Annotated in this window: 15 protein-coding genes; 9 read left to right on the top strand and 6 right to left on the bottom strand. The window is 64.6% G+C overall.

What is annotated here, in order from left to right; all coding sequences use genetic code 11:
* Positions 1 to 278 precede the first annotated feature (278 nt).
* The 3 genes from VC352_RS22015 (at position 279) to grxD (ending at position 3,408) form a co-directional block, all read left to right on the top strand.
* Positions 279 to 710, top strand: a complete 432-nt coding sequence (locus VC352_RS22015) for a hypothetical protein (protein ID WP_037049308.1) — start codon at positions 279 to 281, stop codon at positions 708 to 710.
* Between the two features lie 144 nt (positions 711 to 854).
* Positions 855 to 2,963 (top strand): molybdopterin oxidoreductase family protein, encoded by a 2,109-nt coding sequence (locus VC352_RS22020; protein WP_322981641.1) that lies wholly within the window; start codon positions 855 to 857, stop codon positions 2,961 to 2,963.
* Between the two features lie 118 nt (positions 2,964 to 3,081).
* Positions 3,082 to 3,408 carry a Grx4 family monothiol glutaredoxin gene (grxD, locus tag VC352_RS22025; protein ID WP_322981642.1) on the top strand — a complete coding sequence of 109 codons (327 nt, stop codon included), beginning with the start codon at positions 3,082 to 3,084 and terminating at the stop codon, positions 3,406 to 3,408.
* A gap of 65 nt (positions 3,409 to 3,473) precedes the next feature.
* On the opposite strand, the gene VC352_RS22030 is transcribed toward grxD, so the two are convergent.
* Genes VC352_RS22030 through VC352_RS22040 form a run of 3 tightly spaced genes read right to left on the bottom strand, consistent with a single transcriptional unit; the run spans position 3,474 to position 6,526 of the window.
* Positions 3,474 to 3,812 carry a YdbL family protein gene (locus tag VC352_RS22030; RefSeq protein ID WP_322981643.1) on the bottom strand — a complete coding sequence of 113 codons (339 nt, stop codon included), beginning with the start codon at positions 3,810 to 3,812 and terminating at the stop codon, positions 3,474 to 3,476.
* Between the two features lie 34 nt (positions 3,813 to 3,846).
* Entirely contained in the window at positions 3,847 to 4,038 is a 192-nt protein-coding gene (locus VC352_RS22035) for a YnbE family lipoprotein (RefSeq protein ID WP_322981644.1), read from the bottom strand.
* A 4-nt stretch (positions 4,039 to 4,042) separates the two neighbouring features.
* A complete protein-coding gene (locus VC352_RS22040) occupies positions 4,043 to 6,526 on the bottom strand; it encodes a YdbH domain-containing protein (RefSeq protein ID WP_322981645.1) in 2,484 nt (827 codons plus the stop codon).
* A 181-nt stretch (positions 6,527 to 6,707) separates the two neighbouring features.
* On the opposite strand from VC352_RS22040, the gene VC352_RS22045 reads away from it, so the two are divergent.
* From VC352_RS22045 to rmuC, 4 genes are all read left to right on the top strand, one after another.
* A complete protein-coding gene (locus VC352_RS22045; protein WP_322981646.1) occupies positions 6,708 to 7,076 on the top strand; it encodes an antitoxin Xre/MbcA/ParS toxin-binding domain-containing protein in 369 nt (122 codons plus the stop codon).
* Positions 7,077 to 7,093: 17 nt separating this feature from the next.
* Positions 7,094 to 7,846: an RES family NAD+ phosphorylase gene (locus VC352_RS22050; protein WP_322981725.1), complete on the top strand. Its 753-nt coding sequence runs from the start codon at positions 7,094 to 7,096 to the stop codon at positions 7,844 to 7,846.
* A 439-nt stretch (positions 7,847 to 8,285) separates the two neighbouring features.
* On the top strand, positions 8,286 to 8,537 hold the full coding sequence (locus tag VC352_RS22055) for a sel1 repeat family protein (protein WP_322981647.1): 252 nt from the start codon (positions 8,286 to 8,288) through the stop codon (positions 8,535 to 8,537).
* Positions 8,538 to 8,715: 178 nt separating this feature from the next.
* Complete coding sequence (gene rmuC / locus VC352_RS22060) at positions 8,716 to 10,077, top strand: DNA recombination protein RmuC (protein WP_322981726.1); 1,362 nt, start codon at positions 8,716 to 8,718, stop codon at positions 10,075 to 10,077.
* A gap of 184 nt (positions 10,078 to 10,261) precedes the next feature.
* On the opposite strand, the gene VC352_RS22065 is transcribed toward rmuC, so the two are convergent.
* The 3 genes from VC352_RS22065 to VC352_RS22075 all read right to left on the bottom strand — a co-directional run bounded on the left by VC352_RS22065 (position 10,262) and on the right by VC352_RS22075 (position 16,289).
* Positions 10,262 to 11,209 carry an alpha/beta fold hydrolase gene (locus VC352_RS22065; protein WP_322981648.1) on the bottom strand — a complete coding sequence of 316 codons (948 nt, stop codon included), beginning with the start codon at positions 11,207 to 11,209 and terminating at the stop codon, positions 10,262 to 10,264.
* A gap of 253 nt (positions 11,210 to 11,462) precedes the next feature.
* A complete protein-coding gene (locus VC352_RS22070) occupies positions 11,463 to 12,719 on the bottom strand; it encodes an MgtC/SapB family protein (RefSeq protein ID WP_322981649.1) in 1,257 nt (418 codons plus the stop codon).
* Positions 12,720 to 12,800: 81 nt separating this feature from the next.
* Positions 12,801 to 16,289, bottom strand: coding sequence for a PAS domain-containing hybrid sensor histidine kinase/response regulator (locus tag VC352_RS22075; RefSeq protein WP_322981650.1), 3,489 nt, complete (start codon positions 16,287 to 16,289; stop codon positions 12,801 to 12,803).
* Positions 16,290 to 16,484: 195 nt separating this feature from the next.
* On the opposite strand from VC352_RS22075, the gene VC352_RS22080 reads away from it, so the two are divergent.
* Entirely contained in the window at positions 16,485 to 17,054 is a 570-nt protein-coding gene (locus VC352_RS22080; protein WP_322981651.1) for a GNAT family protein, read from the top strand.
* 2 nt (positions 17,055 to 17,056) lie between these two features.
* Positions 17,057 to 17,878, top strand: a complete 822-nt coding sequence (locus tag VC352_RS22085) for an AraC family transcriptional regulator (RefSeq protein ID WP_322981652.1) — start codon at positions 17,057 to 17,059, stop codon at positions 17,876 to 17,878.
* The last annotated feature ends 50 nt before the right edge of the window (positions 17,879 to 17,928 follow it).

A 17,928-nucleotide genomic window follows, 5' to 3' on the forward strand; every position in this document is an offset into this window, starting at 1 on the left:
AAACGGCGAAACTTGCGGCAAGAGGCCGCAGGATGCGACGAAACAGGGGGAGGCGCGATCTTATAAGGAAATGACGAGACGGCGCAAATTGCCGCCCCATAACCGACAAATTCCTGTTTTGTAAGCCTTTTCCCAAAGGCGCGTGCGAGATGTCACAAAACTGACATTCTCGCTTGCGCCGCTCTAGCGCGCGCTTCTAGGATTGCGCCGCCTTTCCAAGGCAATGCATTGCCCCCGTAATGGGGTACCCATGGAAAAATTGTGCAAAGGAGTTTTGCATGAAACACGTAGCCTACGCCGCAGCCTTCTCCGCTCTCGCCCTGCTGACTGGCTGTGCCAGCCAGAACGTTAGCCAACCCACTCTGCCCCTGGGCGGTGATGTTGAAACTAACCTGAAGGCAGACGTCAAGGTCGGCGAATCCATCTCCGGTCAATCCTCTGTGAACATCCTGTTCGGTGTTCTGAAGCTGGGTGGCGACACTCAGTTCGCCGACGGCGTGACCTACGGTGGTGGCGAGGGTGGTTTCGCGCTGGGTCTGGATCCGGTCGCTTCCGCCAAGTCCGCAGCTGCTTACAAGGCAGTCAAGGCCTCGGGTGCTGACGTAATCGTCGCCCCGCGTTACGAAGTGAACGTTCAGGATTACTTCGTATTCAAGACCGTTAACGTCAGCGTTACCGGCAAGAAAGGCACCGTTACCTCCATCCGTTGATCGGATCGGTAATTGCCTGAATCGGCAGGCTTGATGCCTGCCGATTCATGAGACGAACGCTGCTGGCGTCGTCGTCTCGCCCGGCCCATAGTTCTAGACCTGCGACCTGACCGGTCGTCTCGGATCAGAACAAGAGGCCAGGCCATGACCAAGTCCCTCCATTACCGTGCATGCCATTTGTGCGAAGCCATCTGCGGCCTCGCCATCGAAACCGAAACCCAGCCTGACGGCAGCACGCAGATTCGCTCGATCAAGGGCGATCCTCAGGACAGTTTCAGCCGTGGTCACATCTGCCCCAAGGCCGTGGCCCTGCAAGACATCCAGCACGATCCCGACCGTATCCGCCAACCCATGCGCCGCATTGGTGAGCAGTGGCACGCTATTGCCTGGGATGACGCCTTCGCGTTGGTCGCTGAACGCCTGAGTGCGATCCAGGCTGAACACGGCGCGAACGCCGTGGCGGTCTATCAGGGCAACCCCAGCGTGCATAACTATGGGCTGATGACCCACAGCAACTATTTCCTCGGTCTGCTGAAAACCCGCAGCCGTTTCTCCGCTACCTCGGTGGATCAGTTGCCCCACCACCTTACCAGCTACCTCATGTACGGCCATGGTTTGCTGATCCCGATTCCCGACATCGATCACACCGATTTCATGCTGATCCTCGGCGGCAATCCGCTGGCGTCCAATGGCAGCATCATGACCGTGCCGGATGTGGAGAAGCGTCTGAAGGCCATCCAGGCCCGTGGCGGCAAGGTGGTGGTGGTCGACCCACGGCGCAGCGAAACGGCCGCTATCGCCGATCAGCATCTGTTCGTACGGCCCGGCAGCGATGCTGCCTTGCTGCTGGGCATGCTCAATACCCTGTTCGAGGAGGGGTTGACCCGTACCAGTCACTTGCCGGTCGAGGGGCTGGAGCAGGTGCGTGCCGCCATCGCCGGGTTCCCCGCCGAGGCCATGAGCGCCCGTTGTGGCGTGCCGGCGCACAGCATCCGCCAACTGGCGCGTGACTTCGCCGCTGCCGACAAGGCGGTGTGCTACGGGCGCATGGGCGTCTCCACTCAGGCCTTCGGTACCCTGTGCCAGTGGCTGGTGCAGGTGATCAACCTGGTCACCGGCAATCTCGATCGCGTGGGCGGTGTGCTGTGTACCTCGCCGGCGGTGGATCTGGTCGCCAGCACCTCGGGTGGGCATTTCAATCGCTGGCAGAGCCGCGTGTCCGGCCTGCCGGAATATGGCGGCGAACTGCCGGTCTCGGCACTGGCCGAGGAGATGCTGACGCCGGGTGAGGGGCAGATTCGGGCGCTGGTCACGGTGGCCGGCAACCCGGTGCTGTCCACACCCAACGGTCGCCAGTTGGAACAGGCGCTGGACGGCCTGGACTTCATGCTGTCGGTGGATTTCTACATCAACGAGACGACGCGTCATGCCGACCTGATCCTGCCGCCGACCGCGCCGCTGGAACATGATCACTACGACACCACCTTCAATGTGTTCGCGGTGCGCAATGTCACTCGTTTCAACGAGGCGGTGCTGGCCAAGCCGGACGGTGCGCTGCACGACTGGGAAATCTTCGTGGGTCTGGCCAAGGCATTCGCGGCGCGCAACAACCTCGAGCTGAAACCGACCATGGCGCCGGAGCAGATGATCGATATGGGCCTGCGCTTCGGCCCCTATGGTGATCGCAGCGAGCACAAGCTCAGCCTGGCGGCGCTGCGCGAACATCCGCACGGGCTCGACCTGGGGCCACTGCAGCCGAACCTGGCCGCTCGCCTGAAAACCTCGAGCAAGACCGTGCAGACTGCTCCTGAGTTGTTGCTGGCCGATCTTGCGCGTTTTGCCGAGCAGGAGCAGCCGGGCGAGCATGAGCTGCTGCTGATCGGCCGCCGCCATGTGCGCAGCAACAATTCCTGGATGCACAACTATCACCGCCTGGTGAAGGGCAAGCCGCGTCATCAGTTGCTGATGAACCCGACGGATCTGGCCAGCCGTGGCCTGACCGATGGTCAGCGTGTGCAGGTGCGCTCACGTGTTGGCAGCATCGAGGTGGAAGTGGCGGCCAGCGACGAGGTGATGGCCGGTGTGGTCAGTTTGCCGCACGGCTGGGGGCATGCTCGCCCCGGCGTGCAGATGGATATCGCGCGTGCCCAACCTGGCGCCAGCGCCAACGACCTGACCGACGAGCGCCAGCTCGATGAGCTGTCAGGTAATGCAGTGCTCAATGGCGTACCGGTTGAGGTAGTGGCTGCCTGATCCGGGGTCGTATTAAGGCAAGGTGGCGACGGCAAGGCCGAGCATTGTGCTCGGCTTTTCGCTACAATCGCGCCACCGTGGCGACCGTCGGGTCGCGAAGTCTATGCTGAGGTGCCCCATGGATATCATCGAAACCATCAAAGAGCAGATCGCCAACAACACCGTTCTGCTGTACATGAAAGGCTCGCCCAACGCCCCGCAGTGTGGCTTTTCCGCCCGTGCTGCACAGGCTGTGATGGGCTGCGGCGAGAAGTTCGCTTACGTCGACATCCTGCAGAATCCGGAAATCCGCGCCAACCTGCCCAAGTACGCCAACTGGCCGACCTTCCCGCAGCTGTGGGTGGGTGGTGAGCTGGTCGGCGGTAGCGACATCCTCTCCGAGATGTACGAGAAGGGCGAGCTGCAGACCCTGATCAAGGATGCCGTGAGCAAAGCTGGCGCCTGATCGCCGCTCTCGCAAAAAAGAACCCGCCTCGGCGGGTTCTTTCGTTTCTGCGGTTGGCCTGGGCGTTATTTCTGCACCCACTGGCCGTTCAGCTGGATGAACTGGCCCTTGGGCGTACGCTCGAGGGCTTTCTTGCCAGCAATGGCTTCGACGTCGCCAAGTGCGATGCCGTTGTCCTTGGCCACCTTCTGGTATTCGGCGCGCCGTGCCTGGTTGATCAGGCGGGCAATCTCCTCGGCCTGAGCGCCTGGCTTGACCACGCCGAGGTAGCCGTTGGGCTGCTCGCCCAGTTGGCCGCTGGCCTTGGCGTCGCCCAGGGCGCTCATGGCCTGGTTGAGGTTCAGCGCATAGGCCGGCAAGCTCAGGGTCAGCGCCAGCAGCAGGGTCGACAGGTATCGCATCATCGTCTCTCTCCTTGGAGTCTGTGGGTGACCGGGCTCAGAACAGGCCGCTGTCTTCGTTGAATACGTTGTCCAGCGCCTTGTCCACCTTGATGTAGATCTCGTGCTCGACCTTGACGTTGAGGTTGATGTTGATCGGCTCGTTGGGCATGGCCAATTGCACGGTCGGGGTGCAGGCCAGTATCGACAGCCCCAGGCCGAGGACTGCGAGCAAGCGGCACAAAGGCATGGCGCTACTCCTTGTTTTCATGGGGGACACGCTGGCGCATCCGTTGCTGAATCCGTTGCTGGATGATGTCACTGACCTTGTCGGTCAGTTGCAGGCTGGCCAGCAGGGTTGGAATGTCTTCTTCCAGGTTGATGCTGAAGTGAATCGGCCGGCCCTGCTCGATAGCGGGGTTTTGCCCGTGCAGGCGCATACCGAGACGCAGTGTGCCGGACGGTTGGTAGTCGAGGCTACTGCTGAGCAGGTCGTAGTGGAAGTCTTCCAGCGCATCGGTGACCAGCTTCATGCCGGGGTTGGCCTGGCCCATGGCGCGAATGCGTGGCGAGTGAAAGCTGAGCTGTCCACCGGGCGCGCGCGCCTCGATATGGCCCTGCTCGATGCTGATGCCCTGGCCCAGGCGCAAGGGCAGGGTGCCATCGAGTCGCCCACTGCCGGCCAGGCCTTCGGCAGGGTAGACGCGAAACAGCGTCTGCAGATCCAGGCCGCTGAGTTTCAGCGGCAGCACCTGTTCAGGCTGCGCCAGATCCCACTGAGCGGCATCCAGGCTGAGCTGGCCGCCGAGCACACCCAGATCGGCACGTTGCAGGTGGACGTTGCCACGTGCCGGGGCGCTCGCCGCAGCCTGGTATTCGCCCTGCAGATGCAGCGGGCCAAGGGCGATGCCGGGGTTGATTTCGCGGGCGCTGAGGCTCGGTAGTTGCAGATTCAGTTTCTGGCCCTGCTGGTTCAACTGCAGGGTGGCGTCGAGGCCGCTCAAGGTGCTGCGGTCATAGATGCCGGCGAGGCCCTTGGCGACCAGCTCGGCCTTCAGGCGCAGCGGTTGCCCGCTGGTCAGGTCGAGGCGGGCGCTGCCCTGCAGGCGGCCATTGTCCAGCGTCAGCAGCGGTGGCCAGTCGGCCAGAGTGGTTGGCAACGGGTTGCCGGCGCGCAGGAACAGCTCGTCGAGGCGTGCGTCCAGCTGCAGCTTGCCGGACTGTTCACGCTGCAGGTGCAGTTCCAGTTGCAGGCCGGAGTCGGCCAGTAGCGGGCCCTGCAGTGACTGAGCCTGGAGATTGGCCTGTAGCTGGCTTTGCCATTGCCAACCCTGGGTGTGCAGCGCTGCGTGTTGCAGGTCGCCGATGCTGAACTGCAGTGGCCCCAGCAGTTCGGGGGCTTGCGGCGTCCCCCCGATATGCAGACCACTCAGCGCGACCGCCAGGCGTTGCGCCTTGATGCCTTCGACTTGCAGGCGTTGGATCTGCAGGCGTGAGTCTGGCAACAGTTGCAGGCTCAGTTGCTGTGCATCGAGTTTGCCGCTCAATTGCAGGTCAACGCCGGCCTTGTCGAGCTGGCCGTCTGCCAGGCTCAGGCGCTCGCTACTTGCCTGCAGGCGTGCAGCGGCGATCTGCAGCGACCAGTCCGGCTGCTGTCCGAGTAGCAACGTGGCTTCGCCTTGCAAATGCAACGATCCCTGGCTGGTCAGTTGCAGGTGTACACCGAGGTTGGCGTCTTCTGTTGCCGGTAGCGCGGCCAGAGCGAGCGTCAGCAAGCCGGGTTGCAGTCCCTGGGTGACGTCGGCTAGCCAAGGGGTGCCCTGCGGATCGAGCTGCAATTCGCCCTCGGCGCGGTGCGCTTGCCAGCGCCCGCTGTCGTTGATCAGGTTCAGTGTCAGCGCGCCGCTGAGCAGGCCCATTGCCGGCACCGGCCAGGGCTGCGGCAGGCGTGCATCCAGATTCAGCCAGCCGGGTGACGCCAATAGCTGTTGCAGGGGGTTGGCTGCATCGAGCTGTACCTGCCACTGCGCATTGAGCGCCGCTTGTTGCGGCAGGTTGCTCAACGATTGGGTATCGAGCAGCGACCACTCGCCCAGCCAGGCGACGAACCAGGCAATATCGGTGGTGCCCGGCGTATTGAGCCGTCCCTGCCACTGCAGGTGCTCGTCACGACGCTGCACCCGCGTGTCCAGTTGCAGTTGCGCCTGGCCGTCGAGCCGCAGTTCCGCCGACAGATGGCGGGCGCTCAGGGCGGCGGGCTGCAGCCCCTGTAGCGTGGCGTCCAGTTCGGCGTCGTGCTCGCCACGCAGTAGGTGAGTGTGTAGGTGCAAGGTATCTTCACGATGCGACAGTTCCAGGTCGCCTTCGAGCAGGCAGCGGCCGCTGGCGCAGGGCAGCAGGGCGGTGAAGCGCTGTAGCTGGATCTGGCTCGGCAGCCAGGCGAGCGCTTTGACCAGCGACTGCCAGTCGAGAGCGGTGCTGCTGTCCTGCATTTGCGGCGAGGCTGGTTGCAGATCCAGTTGCAGATCGTCGAGCAGCAGGCGCGAGCGCGGCCACAGTTGCCATTGAGCCTGGCCGGCGTGCACCTGCAGGCTGCCGTCCAGGCGTCGCAGCGTCAGGTCATGCATCCGCACACCGTGCAGCGTCGGGCCAAGGCTGCGCCAGTCGAGCTGCAGGCCTTGCTCGTCCAGCAGGCGCTGCAGGCGGTAGCTGGCGTAGCTACCGAGCCCCACCAGCATGACCAGCAGTCCTGCCAGGCTTCTCAGCCAGAGTCGCCGGCTGCCCATTCCTTGTCCTCTTGAGCGGATTTCCGGCGACGGTACCCCAAGGGGCTGATGAGTGCCAGGCCAGGGGGATTCTGCTTTGTGAAAATGCAACTTTATGAGCTAGTATTGATTGAAACAGACGTAGGAGATGAGCATGAGTGCCATCAGCCAGCAGTTGCCGGATGCCGACGCCGTATTGGCCAAGGCGCTGCTCAATACCCGTGAACAACTGGGCCTGACCCAGCAGGAACTGGCTGCCATCGTCGGTGTGCACCGCAGTGCCATCAGCCGCTGGGGAGAGGGTGGTCTACGCCCACAGAGCAAGAGCGGTGAACTGGCCCTGCTGTTGATTCGCGTGTACCGCGCCCTGTTCGCCCTGTTCGGCGGCAACCAGCAGGACATGCGCCATTTCTTGCGCACCGAGAACCACCATCTGGCCGGCGTACCGCTGCAGCTGATGGGGCAGGTGCAGGGCCTGGTGCGGGTGGTGGAATACCTCGACGCGATACGCGGCAAGCTGTGATGAGGGGCGGCATGGCCATGGACATCTGGCAGGCATGTGAGGGCGAGCGACAGATTCGCCCGTTGGGCGGCACCTTGTTGCGCATGGTGGAGAGCCAGGTGCAGGTGGCGACCCTGCAACTGGTGGATAACCTGGCCGAGCAGGCCCTGCTCGAGGAGTTGCTGGAAGGCAGCAAGCCGCCTTTGCCGGCCGGTAGCGAGCCGCTGCATTACCTGCTGAAAACGCCGTTTCGTTATCCGCCGCTACGGTGGGGGTCGCGCTTCGGCAGCGTGCATGAGCCCAGCCTGTTCTATGCCGCGCAGCGCCTGGAAACGGTGCTGGCCGAAGCCGCCTATTACCGCTTCGTGCTGTGGGCCGGCATGGCCAGCCCGCCGCCCAGCGGGCGCATCGTCTCCGAGCATTCCACCTTCGAGGCGCGTTACCGCGTCGAGCGTGGCATTCAATTGCAGCTGCCACCTTTCAGTGAACACCAGGCAGTGCTGGCGCACCCCAGCGATTACCGAGCGACTCAGGCCATTGGCATGGCCATGCGCGCAGCCGAGGTGCAGGCGTTCCAGTTTCGCTCGGCGCGCTGCCCGGTCGGCGGCAGTAATGTCGCGCTGTATACACCTTCGGCCTTCGCCGAGAAGAAACCACGCAATCTGACCCCCTGGCTGTGCGAAACCATGGCCGACTACGTGGCCTTCAAACATGCCCAGGCACCGGATCAGCCTCGTCTGTTTTACCGCGAGCAGTTTCTGGTGCAGGGACGGCTGCCACAGCCTGCCTGAACGATCAGCAAAAGCCCTCCTATGCCCTGAAACAGAGCGCTGCGCGGATTTGCCGCACAGACTTGTGCACAATGGCGGCGCAGCCTGTCATGTCACTGTCAGAAAGTGTCGTAACCGTTTGATTTTTCGTGGAGCCTCAATAAGTCAATGAAAAATATGCAATTTTTTCATTGGTGAAAAAATCGACAGTTTGTCTGGAAGCCCCATTTCATCGGCCTTCAAGCGCCTTTCGCCCAAGTTGTTCACGGAGTTATCCACAGGTTCTGTGGATTGTGCCAAGCAAGCGCTCTGGAACGCGAGTCGGGCCGTCTGGCAAGTCTTTACCTTGGCGAAAAAAGGAGTAGAGTGGCGCGCCCCGGCAGCAACCCCCCCTTTATTTATGCCTCGCGCTCTACCAGCTCCATCGTCCGTAACGCGTTCCAACCGTGCCCGTCTGCCCATGCGTGTCGCGCTGTGGCTGCTCGACCGCCCGCGCCTGGGTCAGGCGCCCAGTGTCAAACGCATCGCCGGCAACCTGCTCAAGCAACCGGCGCGCAAAGGCTGCGTGCAGGCGCAAAGCCGCCTCGGCCAACTGCTGTGCCGTGATTGCGGCAACACCCGTGATCGCCGCATCGGCCTGGAATTGCTGCGTCAGGCTGCCCGCGCCGGCGACTCCGGTGCCCAGCAGGAGCTGGATCGCCTGTCGCGCTGAGCCGTGCTGGCCCCATGCACGAGGCCGGCTGGGTATACTCCCGGCGCTCAAACATGGAGTGTCTATGCCCGTCGATCCCCTTTCCCTCGTCATTGGCGTCACCGTCGCACTGGTTCCGCTGTTGGCTGCTGTCTGGTCGTTGCAGCGCCGCATTGGCCATGAGCAGAGCGAGCAGGCGTTGTTGCAGGAGCGCCTGGAGCATGCCCAGCTGAGCCAGGCCGGCCTGCTCGCCCAACTCGATGCCTGCCGCGCCGAGCTGGCCGAGGTCAGTGAGATCAAGGTCGAGCAACAGACCGAACTGGCCGGCCTGCGCCGCGAGAATGAATTGCTGCAGCAGGAGCGGCAGATCGCCCGTGAGGCGGCGCAATCCTGGAACCAGCAGCGCGAGCGCAGCGAGGCCGAGCTGCGCCGACTGACCGCCGAATGTGCGGCGCTGTCCGCCGAGCTGCAGGAAAATCGCGAGAACCAGCAACAGCGCCTGGATGATCTGCAGGGCGCGCGTGATGAGTTGCGTGCGCAGTTCTCCGAGCTGGCGACGAAGATCTTCGACGAGCGCGAGCAGCGTTTCGCCGAGACCAGCCAGCAGCGCCTCGGGCAATTGCTCGACCCGCTCAAGGAGCGCATCCAGGCCTTCGAGAAGCGCGTCGACGAGAGCTACCAGCAGGAAGCGCGCGAGCGTTTCTCCCTCGGCAAGGAGCTGGAGCGCCTGCAACAGCTCAACCAGCGCCTGGGCGATGAGGCCACCAACCTGACCCGCGCCCTGAAAGGGCAGAAGACCCAGGGCAACTGGGGCGAGCTGGTGCTGGAGCGGGTGCTGGAGCACGCCGGCCTGGAGAAGGGCCGCGAATACCGCACCCAGGTCAGCCTGAAGAGCGCCAGTGGCGAGCGTTACCAGCCGGATGTGCTGGTCAATCTGCCGGGTGATCGCCAGGTGATCGTCGACGCCAAGGTCAGCCTCAGCGCCTATCAGCAGTTCGTCGCGGCCGAGGATGAAGCCAGCCGCCAGCAGGCGCTGCGCCAGCACCTGGTGTCGTTGCGCAGCCACCTCAAAGGACTTTCCGGCAAGGATTACCAGCGCCTGGAAGGCTTGCACAGTCTGGATTTCGTGCTGCTCTTCGTGCCCATCGAAGCCGCCTTCGCCACAGCCCTGCAGGCCGAGCCGGATCTGTTCCAGGAAGCTTTCGAGCAGCAGGTGGTGATCGTCAGCCCGACCACCCTGCTGGCGACCCTGCGCGTGATCGACAGCCTCTGGCGCCAGGAGCGTCAGGGGCAGAACGCCCGTGAGATCGCCGAGCGTGCCGGCCAGCTCTACGACAAGTTCGTGGCCTTCATCGCCGACCTCGACGAAATGGGCAGCCGCCTGCAGCAACTGGACAAAGCCTATGGCGCCGCCCGCAACAAGCTGGTCGATGGGCGCGGTAATCTGGTCGGGCGAGTCGAGAACCTGCGCTTGCTGGGCGCCCGCGCGAGCAAGAACCTGCCGGCTGACCTGCTCGAGCGCTCGGCCGACCTGCCGGCGCTGGACGAGTTGCCAGACTAGGCTCTGTACGAAAAGTCGTCGAGCGAAGGTCAGGCGATACCGATGGCGGCCCCGCAAAAACAGGTTAGGAACGGACTGGGCTCGCATTCGAGTTTACGAGCTGTAAATGAGCATTCGACCGGGCTGGCGTTCCAGCCTGTTTTTAACGAAGCATCACCGAGTGCAGGCACTTTTCGTACAGAACCTAGCTCGTCATGGCCCGTGCCGGCCGCTCGCAGGTACCACGGCCTTCCAATTGCCCGACATAGTCACGCAGCCAGCCGGCCAACTCATGAGGCTTGGCCAATGGCTGCCAGTGGCCGGCGGCGATCTCGCGTCGGGTCAACAGCGGCGCCCACTGCTGCAAGTCCTCGAACAGTTGCGGCCTTACGAAGCGATCATGGCGCGCCACGATCAACTGTACCGGTACCCGGGTCGAGCGCCGTCGCGGCCTGAGCAGGCAGTCGAGGAAATTGGCGCGATACAGCTGCACGCCATGCATGCCATCGGCGCGCTGGCTGGCTGAGCGGTGTGGCGCTTCGACACCTTCGAACTGGCGCAACAGCCAGGGCCAGGCGCGATCCAGGCCCAGACGCCAGCTCAGCTCGGGCAGCAGTGGCAGATGGAAGAAGGCGATGTACCAGGAACTGAGCAATTGCCCGCCCGCTTGCAGCCAGGGGCGCAGGCGGCGTTGGCCCAGGCGCTCGCGCAGCCAGTGACCGACATGATCCAGGCAAGGGCCGGACAGGCTGGTATAGGACGCCAGCAAGGGCTGCATATGCGGTTCGGTCACCGCCTCCCAGGCCTGGATCGAGCCCCAGTCGTGCGCGACCAGGTGCACGGGGCGATCCGGGCTGGTGGCCAGGATCACCGCTTCGAGGTCGCGTGCCAGGTGCTGCAGGCGGTAGGCCTGGCGCTGGCGAGGCTTGTCCGAGGTGCCGAAACCGCGCACGTCATAGGTGATCAGCTGGAAGTCGGCGGCCAGCGCATTGATCAACGGCAGCCACACACCATGCTGATCCGGGTAGCCGTGCACCAGCAACAAGGGTGTCGCGCCAGTCCGACCCCAGCATTGCACCGCCAGATCCACGCCGTCGCCACGTACGATCAGGCGCCGCATGGGCTGTAGAGGTCGCGCCAGTGCTGTGTTCACGCTGCAGTCCACTCGGCTCGGTTGTGGGGAAAGCTCGACATGCTCGGCTCCGCGCAAGGGGTGGGGGGGAGAACGCTCGCCGGCATTGTTGTGCCCAATGCCTGGCTTGCCTAGCCATCGGGATGAGCGTGTGGAGCCGTAACCGCAGCGCTACAACGGCTCTGGCACGCGGCTCTGCGGGCAAATCAGGGACGATGCGCACCGCTTGGGCGGAGGCAAGTCCAGCCCTTGGTTCGGGTGAGTGGACAGCCGCTCAGAGCAGGAGCAGTGTGCTGGCTCCGATGAGCAGGCCGAGCGCCATGATCGGCAATGTGCGGATGGCCAGGTGGCGCCCGCCGATCAGGGCGATCAGCCCGCCCTTGACCAGGCTGTTGCTCAACGCCGCGAGAAAGATGCCGCGCACAGCCACCTGCGGATCCAGTTCCCCCGAGGCGCTGCGGGCCAGCGATAGGGTGATGGCGTCGACGTCCGCCAACCCTGAGAGCAGCGCCACCAGATACACGCCAGCATCGCCTACGCCATGTTGGGCGGCCTCGACGAGGGACAGGATGAGCAGCAACAGGGCTGCGAAGCGCAGTGCGGGTGCCAGCTCGAATGGGTTCTTCAGCGGTGGCTCGCCGGCGTTGGCTGGCTCGCGCCCGGCCAGGCGATAGAAAAGCAGGGCGCCGCCCGCGTAGACCAGCGCGGCGCTGAGCAGCGGCCAGGCCAACTGCATGAGCAGGCTGTGATTGACCAGCCCCACCTCCAGCAACACCCGGGGAAACATCAGCGCCGAGGTCGCCAGCAAGCCGCAGGCGAGCAGCGCCAGCAGCTGGCGTTCGCCCTGCAGGCGTGCCAGGGTGAGGGTCATGGCGGTGGAGGAGACGATCCCGCCGAGCAGCGCCGTGATCAGCAGGCCGTGGCGCGTGCCCACCAGGCGGATGGCGACGTAGGCGGCAAAACCGATGGCGGCGATGGCCACCACCATCCACCAGATCACGTATGGATTGAACACGTCCCAGGGGCCATAGCCCTGATCGGGCAGGGCAGGCAACAGCACCAGGGAGATGAACAGCAGCTTCAGGGCGCCGAGCAGTTCGTTTTCACTCAGATGCTGCAAGGCGCCATGCAGCGTACGTTTGAGACTCAGCAACAAGGCCACCGCCACCGCCCCGGCAGCTGCCAGCGAGGCCTGGTCTGCAACCGCCAGACTGCCAAGGGCGAAGGTGATCAGCAACGCCACCTCGCTGGTCATGCCCAGCTCCTGACGCTGAATCAGATCGCCGATATAGGACGCCAGCACCAGCGCCGTGAAACCGATGAACATGGCGGCCCAGGCCAGTACGCCGAAGCGCTCGCCGAGCAACATGGCGAAGCCACCGAGCAGCCCGGCTAGGCCAAAGGTACGGATGCCTGCCGCCAGGCGCGCATCGTCGTGATTGCGTTCCTGCCAACCGCGCTCGGCACCGATCAATAGCCCTGCAGCCAGGGCGCTGGCGAAGTTGAGCAGCAACTGCAGGGCATCGGGCATGGCACCTCCTTGGAGCGGCAGGACTGCGAACAGTCTAGCCGTGGCCACTGAAGGCGCCTTTGCTTCAGGTCAGCCTCTGCTTCAGCCGCGCAGGGGCAGGTGGCGGCTGAGCAGGGCGCGCAGCGCGGCCGGCTTGACTGGTTTGGGCAGGTAGTCGAGGCCGGCGGCGTGCACTTCGGCGACCAGTTCGGGGCGGCCATCGGCGCTGATCACCACACCGGGCACCGGTTCGCCCAGGCGTGTGCGCAGCCAGGCCATCAGCTCGGTGCCGGTCTCGCCTTCGTCGAGGTGGTAGTCGATCAGTGCCAGTTGTGGGCGCACTTCCTCGCTCAGCAGATGCTCGCACTCCAGGCGATTGCGCGCCGTCCACACCTGGCAGCCCCAGCGTGACAGCAGGCTGTGCATACCGGTGAGAATGCTGTCCTCGTTGTCGATGCAAATCACCTGGGTGCCCTGCAGGGGTTGGCCATCGCTGGCCGGTGAGGGGACGCCCTGAGGTTTGGGCGCAGGCTTGCGCGCCAGCGGCACGCTGACGCTGAACACACTGCCCTTGCCTGGCCAGGAGCGCACCTCCAGGCGATGGCCGAGTACCCGGCACAGTCCGTCGGCAATCGCCAGGCCCAGGCCCAGGCCTTTCTCGGCGCGTGTCTGGTGGCTGTCCAGGCGTTTGAACTCCTCGAAGATCACCTTGCGCTTGTCCTCGGGAATACCGGGGCCGCGATCCCAGACTTCCAGGCGCAGTTGGCTGCCTTCACGGCGCACACCCAGCACCACGCGACCCTTGGCGTAGCGGAAGGCGTTGGTCAGGAAGTTCTGCAGCACCCGGCGCAGCAGCTTGATGTCGCTGTCGATCCACTGACGGCTGCCGTGCACACGCAGATCGATGCCCTGTTCGGCGGCCAGCACGCCGAATTCGGCAGCGAGGGTGTCGAACAGGCTGGAAAGGGCGACCGGGTGGCGATCCGGGGTGATGCGGCCGTTCTCCAGGCGCGAGATGTCGAGCAGGTCGGTGATCAGATCCTCGGCCGAGCGCAGCGAGCTGTCGAGGTGGCGCACCAGTTCCTGGGCTTCACCGGGCAGCGCGTCCTCCTGGTGCGAGAGCGCGGCGGAGAACAGCCGCGCGGCGTTCAGCGGCTGCATCAGGTCATGACTGACTGCGGCGAGAAAGCGCGTCTTGGACTGGTTGGCGGCTTCGGCATGGGCCTTGGCTTCGGTCAGTGCCTGGTTCAGCTGCGACAGTTCAAAGGTGCGTTCGGCGACGCGGCGTTCCAGGCTCTCGTTGGCTTCCTTCAGCGCGCGCTCGGCCTGGCGGAACTCGGTGATGTCGGTGAAGCTCATGACGAAACCGCCGCCCGGCATGGGGTTGCCGATCAGTTCGATCACCCGGCCGTTGGGGAATACCCGCTCATAGCTGTGCGCGGTCCCCTGGCGCATCCAGTACAGGCGCTTGGCCACGTTCTCCTCGACATCGCCGCTGCCGAGCATGCCGCGTTCGGCATTGAAGCGGATGATCTCGGCAATCGGCCGGCCGACGTAGACCAGCCCATCGGGGTACTCGAACAGCTCCAGATAGCGCTGGTTCCAGGCCACCAGACGCAGGTTCTGGTCGACCACGCTGATGCCCTGGGTGATGTTCTCGATCGCGCCTTGGAGCAGGGCGCGGTTGAACTGCAGCACCTCGCTGGCCTCGTCGACGATGCGCACCACGTCCTCGACCTGCATCTCGCGCCCTTCGATGGCCGCCTTGACCACCGCGCGGGTGCTGGAGGCGCCCAGCACACCGGCGAGCAGGCGCTCGGTATGGGCGATCCATTCACTGTTGGCCGGCTGGTTGGGGTCGAAGTCCTTGCCTTTGCCCTGGCGCAGGGCGAAGCGGGTGAAGCTCTGGCGGGCGCGTTCCTCGCCAACGAAACGACTGGACAGGATCAGCAGGTCGGCTACCTGCACCGCCAGCAGGCTGCGGCCGCTGGGCTTGGTGCCGAGGTCATGGCCGATGAAGCGCCCGGCCTGCCAGTGCTCGGACACGCGCGTGCGGGAGAACCACGACACCCAGGCGAACAGCAGCATGTTGCCGGCCAGCGACAGCACCACGCCACGGGTCAACGGGTCGACATGCAGGCCGATGGGGGCATGCAGCAGGGTGGTCAGGCCGGGGAAGCTGGCCAGCGACCAGCCCATGCCGCGTGCGGCCAGCGGCAGCACCAGGGTGTAGAACCACAGCAGCGAACCGACGATCAGCCCGGCGAATACACCGCGACGGTTGGCTTGCTTCCATACCAGGGCGCCGAACATGGCTGGCGCCAACTGGCCGATGGCGGCGAAGGACACCTGGCCGATGGTGGCCAGGCTGGTGCCTTCGCCGAGCAGGCGATAACAAACGTAGGCCAGCAGCAGGATCAGCACGATGCTCACGCGTCGCGCCGTCAGCATCCAGTGGCGGAAGGCCTCGAACGGGCGCTCGGTGTTCTGCCGACGCAGCAGCCAGGGCAGCAGCATGTCGTTGGAGATCATGGTCGACAGCGCCACCGAGGCGACGATCACCATGCCGGTAGCGGCCGACGCTCCGCCGATGAAGGCCAGCACCGCCAGGCCCGGGTGCGCCTCGGCCAGCGGCAGGCTGATGACGAAGGAGTCCGGGGTGACGCCGCTGGGCAGCAATATCTGTCCGGCCAGGGCGATGGGCACCACGAACAGCGCCGCCAGCACCAGGTAGGCCGGGAACACCCAGCGGGCCAGGCGTAGATCCTTCGGCTCGATGTTCTCCACCACGCTGACGTGGAACTGCCGGGGCAGGCAGACGATGGCAATCATCGCCATGCCGGTCTGCACCAGCATCGCCGGCCAGTTCACGGCCTCGTTCCAGAATGCCTCCAGCTCCGGGGCCTCGTGGGCCTGGGCGATCAGGTCGTTGAAACCGTTGTACAGGCCGAAGGTGACGAAGGCGCCGACGGCGAGGAAGGCCAGCAACTTGACCAGCGACTCGAAGGCGATGGCCAGCACCATGCCGCGGTGATGCTCGGTGACGTCCAGGTTGCGCGTACCGAACAGGATGGTGAACAGGGCCAGGGCCAGCGACACGATCAGGGCGGTGTCCTGGGCGCTGGTGCTGATGGTCTGCGAGTCGACGCCGATCAGCAGGTTGACGCCGAGGACGATGCCCTTGAGCTGCAGGGCGATGTAGGGCAGCACACCGACCAGGCAGATCAGCGCCACGACCACGGCCAGCGACTGCGATTTGCCGTAGCGTGCGGCGATGAAGTCGGCGATGGAGGTGATGTTCTCCTGCTTGCTGATCATCACCATCTTCTGCAGCACCCAGGGCATGGTCAGCATCAGGATGATCGGCCCCAGGTAGATCGGCAGGAACGACCACAGCTGCTCGGCCGCCTGGCCGACCGCGCCGAAGAAGGTCCAACTGGTGCAATACACCGCCAGCGACAGCGAGTAGACCCAGGCGCGTACCTTCGGCGGCATGGGGGTGCTGCGCCGGTCGCCATAGAAGGCGATGGAGAAGAGGACGGTCATGTAGATCAGGGCGACCGCAGCGATCAGCCCGGTGGACAGCGACATGCGGACACTCCGGAACGCAGGTATACGAATGGGGCCGCGCACTCGGTGTGGCGCGGGAACAGGTGCAGTGTTGCACCAAAGCGCGAGTCCGTCAGTTGCGACCAAGGTCGCACGGACCGATTGCCGCAGCGGCCAATTGTGCCGCAGGCGTGTGCCTGATAGCGTGAGCTGCTCGTAATCTCGCCGGGGGAAAGGATGTTCAAGCCGCAACTGGTAACGCTGCAGCGCGGAGCGCTGCGCCTGGAGCCGCTGGCCGATGCCGATATTCCGGCTCTGGTGACATTGGCCGAGGCCAACCGTGAAGCGCTGCTGTACATGAACGGTACCCTGCGCCTGGACTGGTACCGCAGCGCCCTGGCCGACCTGCGCGAACAGCGCGCCCTGCCTTTTGTCATTCGCCTGGGTGACCAGCTGGTGGGCACTACGCGTTTCGCCGACTTCCTCAATGCCCTGCCGGCCTGCGAGATCGGCTGGACCTGGCTCGATCAGGCACAGCATGGCAGCGGCCTGAACGCCACCATCAAGTACCTGATGCTCAGGCACGCCTTCGATAACTGGGGCATGGTGCGCGTACAATTGAAGACTGCGGCCAGCAACCTGCGCTCGCAACGCGCCATCGAAAAACTGGGGGCGGTGCGCGAAGGCCTGTTGCGTAATCACCGCCGCCTGGCCGACGGCCGCCTCGACGATACCGTGATGTACAGCATCACCGATCAGGAGTGGCCGCAGGTGCGCCAGGCGCTGGAGGCTGGCTTCGGTAGCTGATCATGAGTGGTGAGCGCACACGCTTCTGGCGCGCCAGCGCTCTGGGCAAGGTGGAACTGTTGCATGCCCATTACCGTGAGCAGCGTTTCGCCCCACATGTACATGCGGGTTACGTGTTCACGGTGATCGAGTCTGGGGCGCAGCGCTTTCGTCACCGTGGCAGCGATCATCTGGCGGCGTTGGGCAGCATGGTGCTGATCAACCCCGATGAGCTGCACACGGGTTCCAAGGCGCATGAGCAGGGTTGGCGCTACCGCGCCTTCTATCCTGAGCTGGAAGCGGTCGGTAGCGTACTGGAGGAGCTGGATATCGCCACGGGTGGGTTACCGGGTTTTGCCAGCAGCGTGTTGCATGATCCGCAGGTTGCCGGGCATTTCGTCGCGTTGCACCAGTTGTCCGAGCGGGGCGCCAGTGCACTGGAGCAGCAACTGGCCTGGCGCGAGGCCTTGCTCCTGCTGTTTCGCCGGTATGCGCGGGTTGGTGAGCCGCGTCCGGCTGGCCGCGAGCCGCTGGCCGTGGCACGGGCGCGTGAGCTGATGAGTGCGCGCCTGATCGATCCGCCTTCCCTGGACGAGCTGGCCGGGGAAGTGGGACTTTCGCCGTTCCATTTCGCCCGCACCTTTCGCCGCGCGACAGGCCTGCCGCCGCATACCTGGCTCAAGCAGCGTCGCCTGGAGCAGGCTCGTGGCCTGTTGAGCGAAGGCTGCGCGCCGCTTGCGGTGGCGATGCAGTTGGGCTTCGCCGACCAGAGCCACATGTCGCGTCAGTTCAAGCAGGCCTACGGTATCGCGCCCGGCGAATACCGGCGGGCTTGCCAGCGCTGAGGCGCAAGAACGTTCAAGACCTCCCCTCTGGCAGCGGTTACCCTCGCTGG

The sequence above is a fragment of the Pseudomonas sp. C11 genome, from assembly GCF_034683865.1.
Classification (GTDB): Bacteria; Pseudomonadota; Gammaproteobacteria; order Pseudomonadales; family Pseudomonadaceae; genus Aquipseudomonas.

Bases quoted from the DNA above. Each gene is read 5' to 3' on its own strand.
- VC352_RS22045 (WP_322981646.1), top strand. From the start codon at position 6,708: ATGAGTGCCATCAGCCAGCAGTTGCCGGATGCCGACGCCGTATTGGCC.
- VC352_RS22020 (WP_322981641.1), top strand. From the start codon at position 855: ATGACCAAGTCCCTCCATTACCGTGCATGCCATTTGTGCGAAGCCATC.
- VC352_RS22055 (WP_322981647.1), top strand. From the start codon at position 8,286: ATGCGTGTCGCGCTGTGGCTGCTCGACCGCCCGCGCCTGGGTCAGGCG.
- VC352_RS22075 (WP_322981650.1), bottom strand. From the start codon at position 16,289: ATGTCGCTGTCCACCGGGCTGATCGCTGCGGTCGCCCTGATCTACATG.
- grxD (WP_322981642.1), top strand. From the start codon at position 3,082: ATGGATATCATCGAAACCATCAAAGAGCAGATCGCCAACAACACCGTT.
- VC352_RS22085 (WP_322981652.1), top strand. From the start codon at position 17,057: ATGAGTGGTGAGCGCACACGCTTCTGGCGCGCCAGCGCTCTGGGCAAG.
- VC352_RS22050 (WP_322981725.1), top strand. From the start codon at position 7,094: ATGGACATCTGGCAGGCATGTGAGGGCGAGCGACAGATTCGCCCGTTG.
- VC352_RS22015 (WP_037049308.1), top strand. From the start codon at position 279: ATGAAACACGTAGCCTACGCCGCAGCCTTCTCCGCTCTCGCCCTGCTG.
- VC352_RS22030 (WP_322981643.1), bottom strand. From the start codon at position 3,812: ATGATGCGATACCTGTCGACCCTGCTGCTGGCGCTGACCCTGAGCTTG.
- VC352_RS22080 (WP_322981651.1), top strand. From the start codon at position 16,485: ATGTTCAAGCCGCAACTGGTAACGCTGCAGCGCGGAGCGCTGCGCCTG.
- VC352_RS22040 (WP_322981645.1), bottom strand. From the start codon at position 6,526: ATGCTGGTGGGGCTCGGTAGCTACGCCAGCTACCGCCTGCAGCGCCTG.
- VC352_RS22070 (WP_322981649.1), bottom strand. From the start codon at position 12,719: ATGCCCGATGCCCTGCAGTTGCTGCTCAACTTCGCCAGCGCCCTGGCT.
- VC352_RS22035 (WP_322981644.1), bottom strand. From the start codon at position 4,038: ATGCCTTTGTGCCGCTTGCTCGCAGTCCTCGGCCTGGGGCTGTCGATA.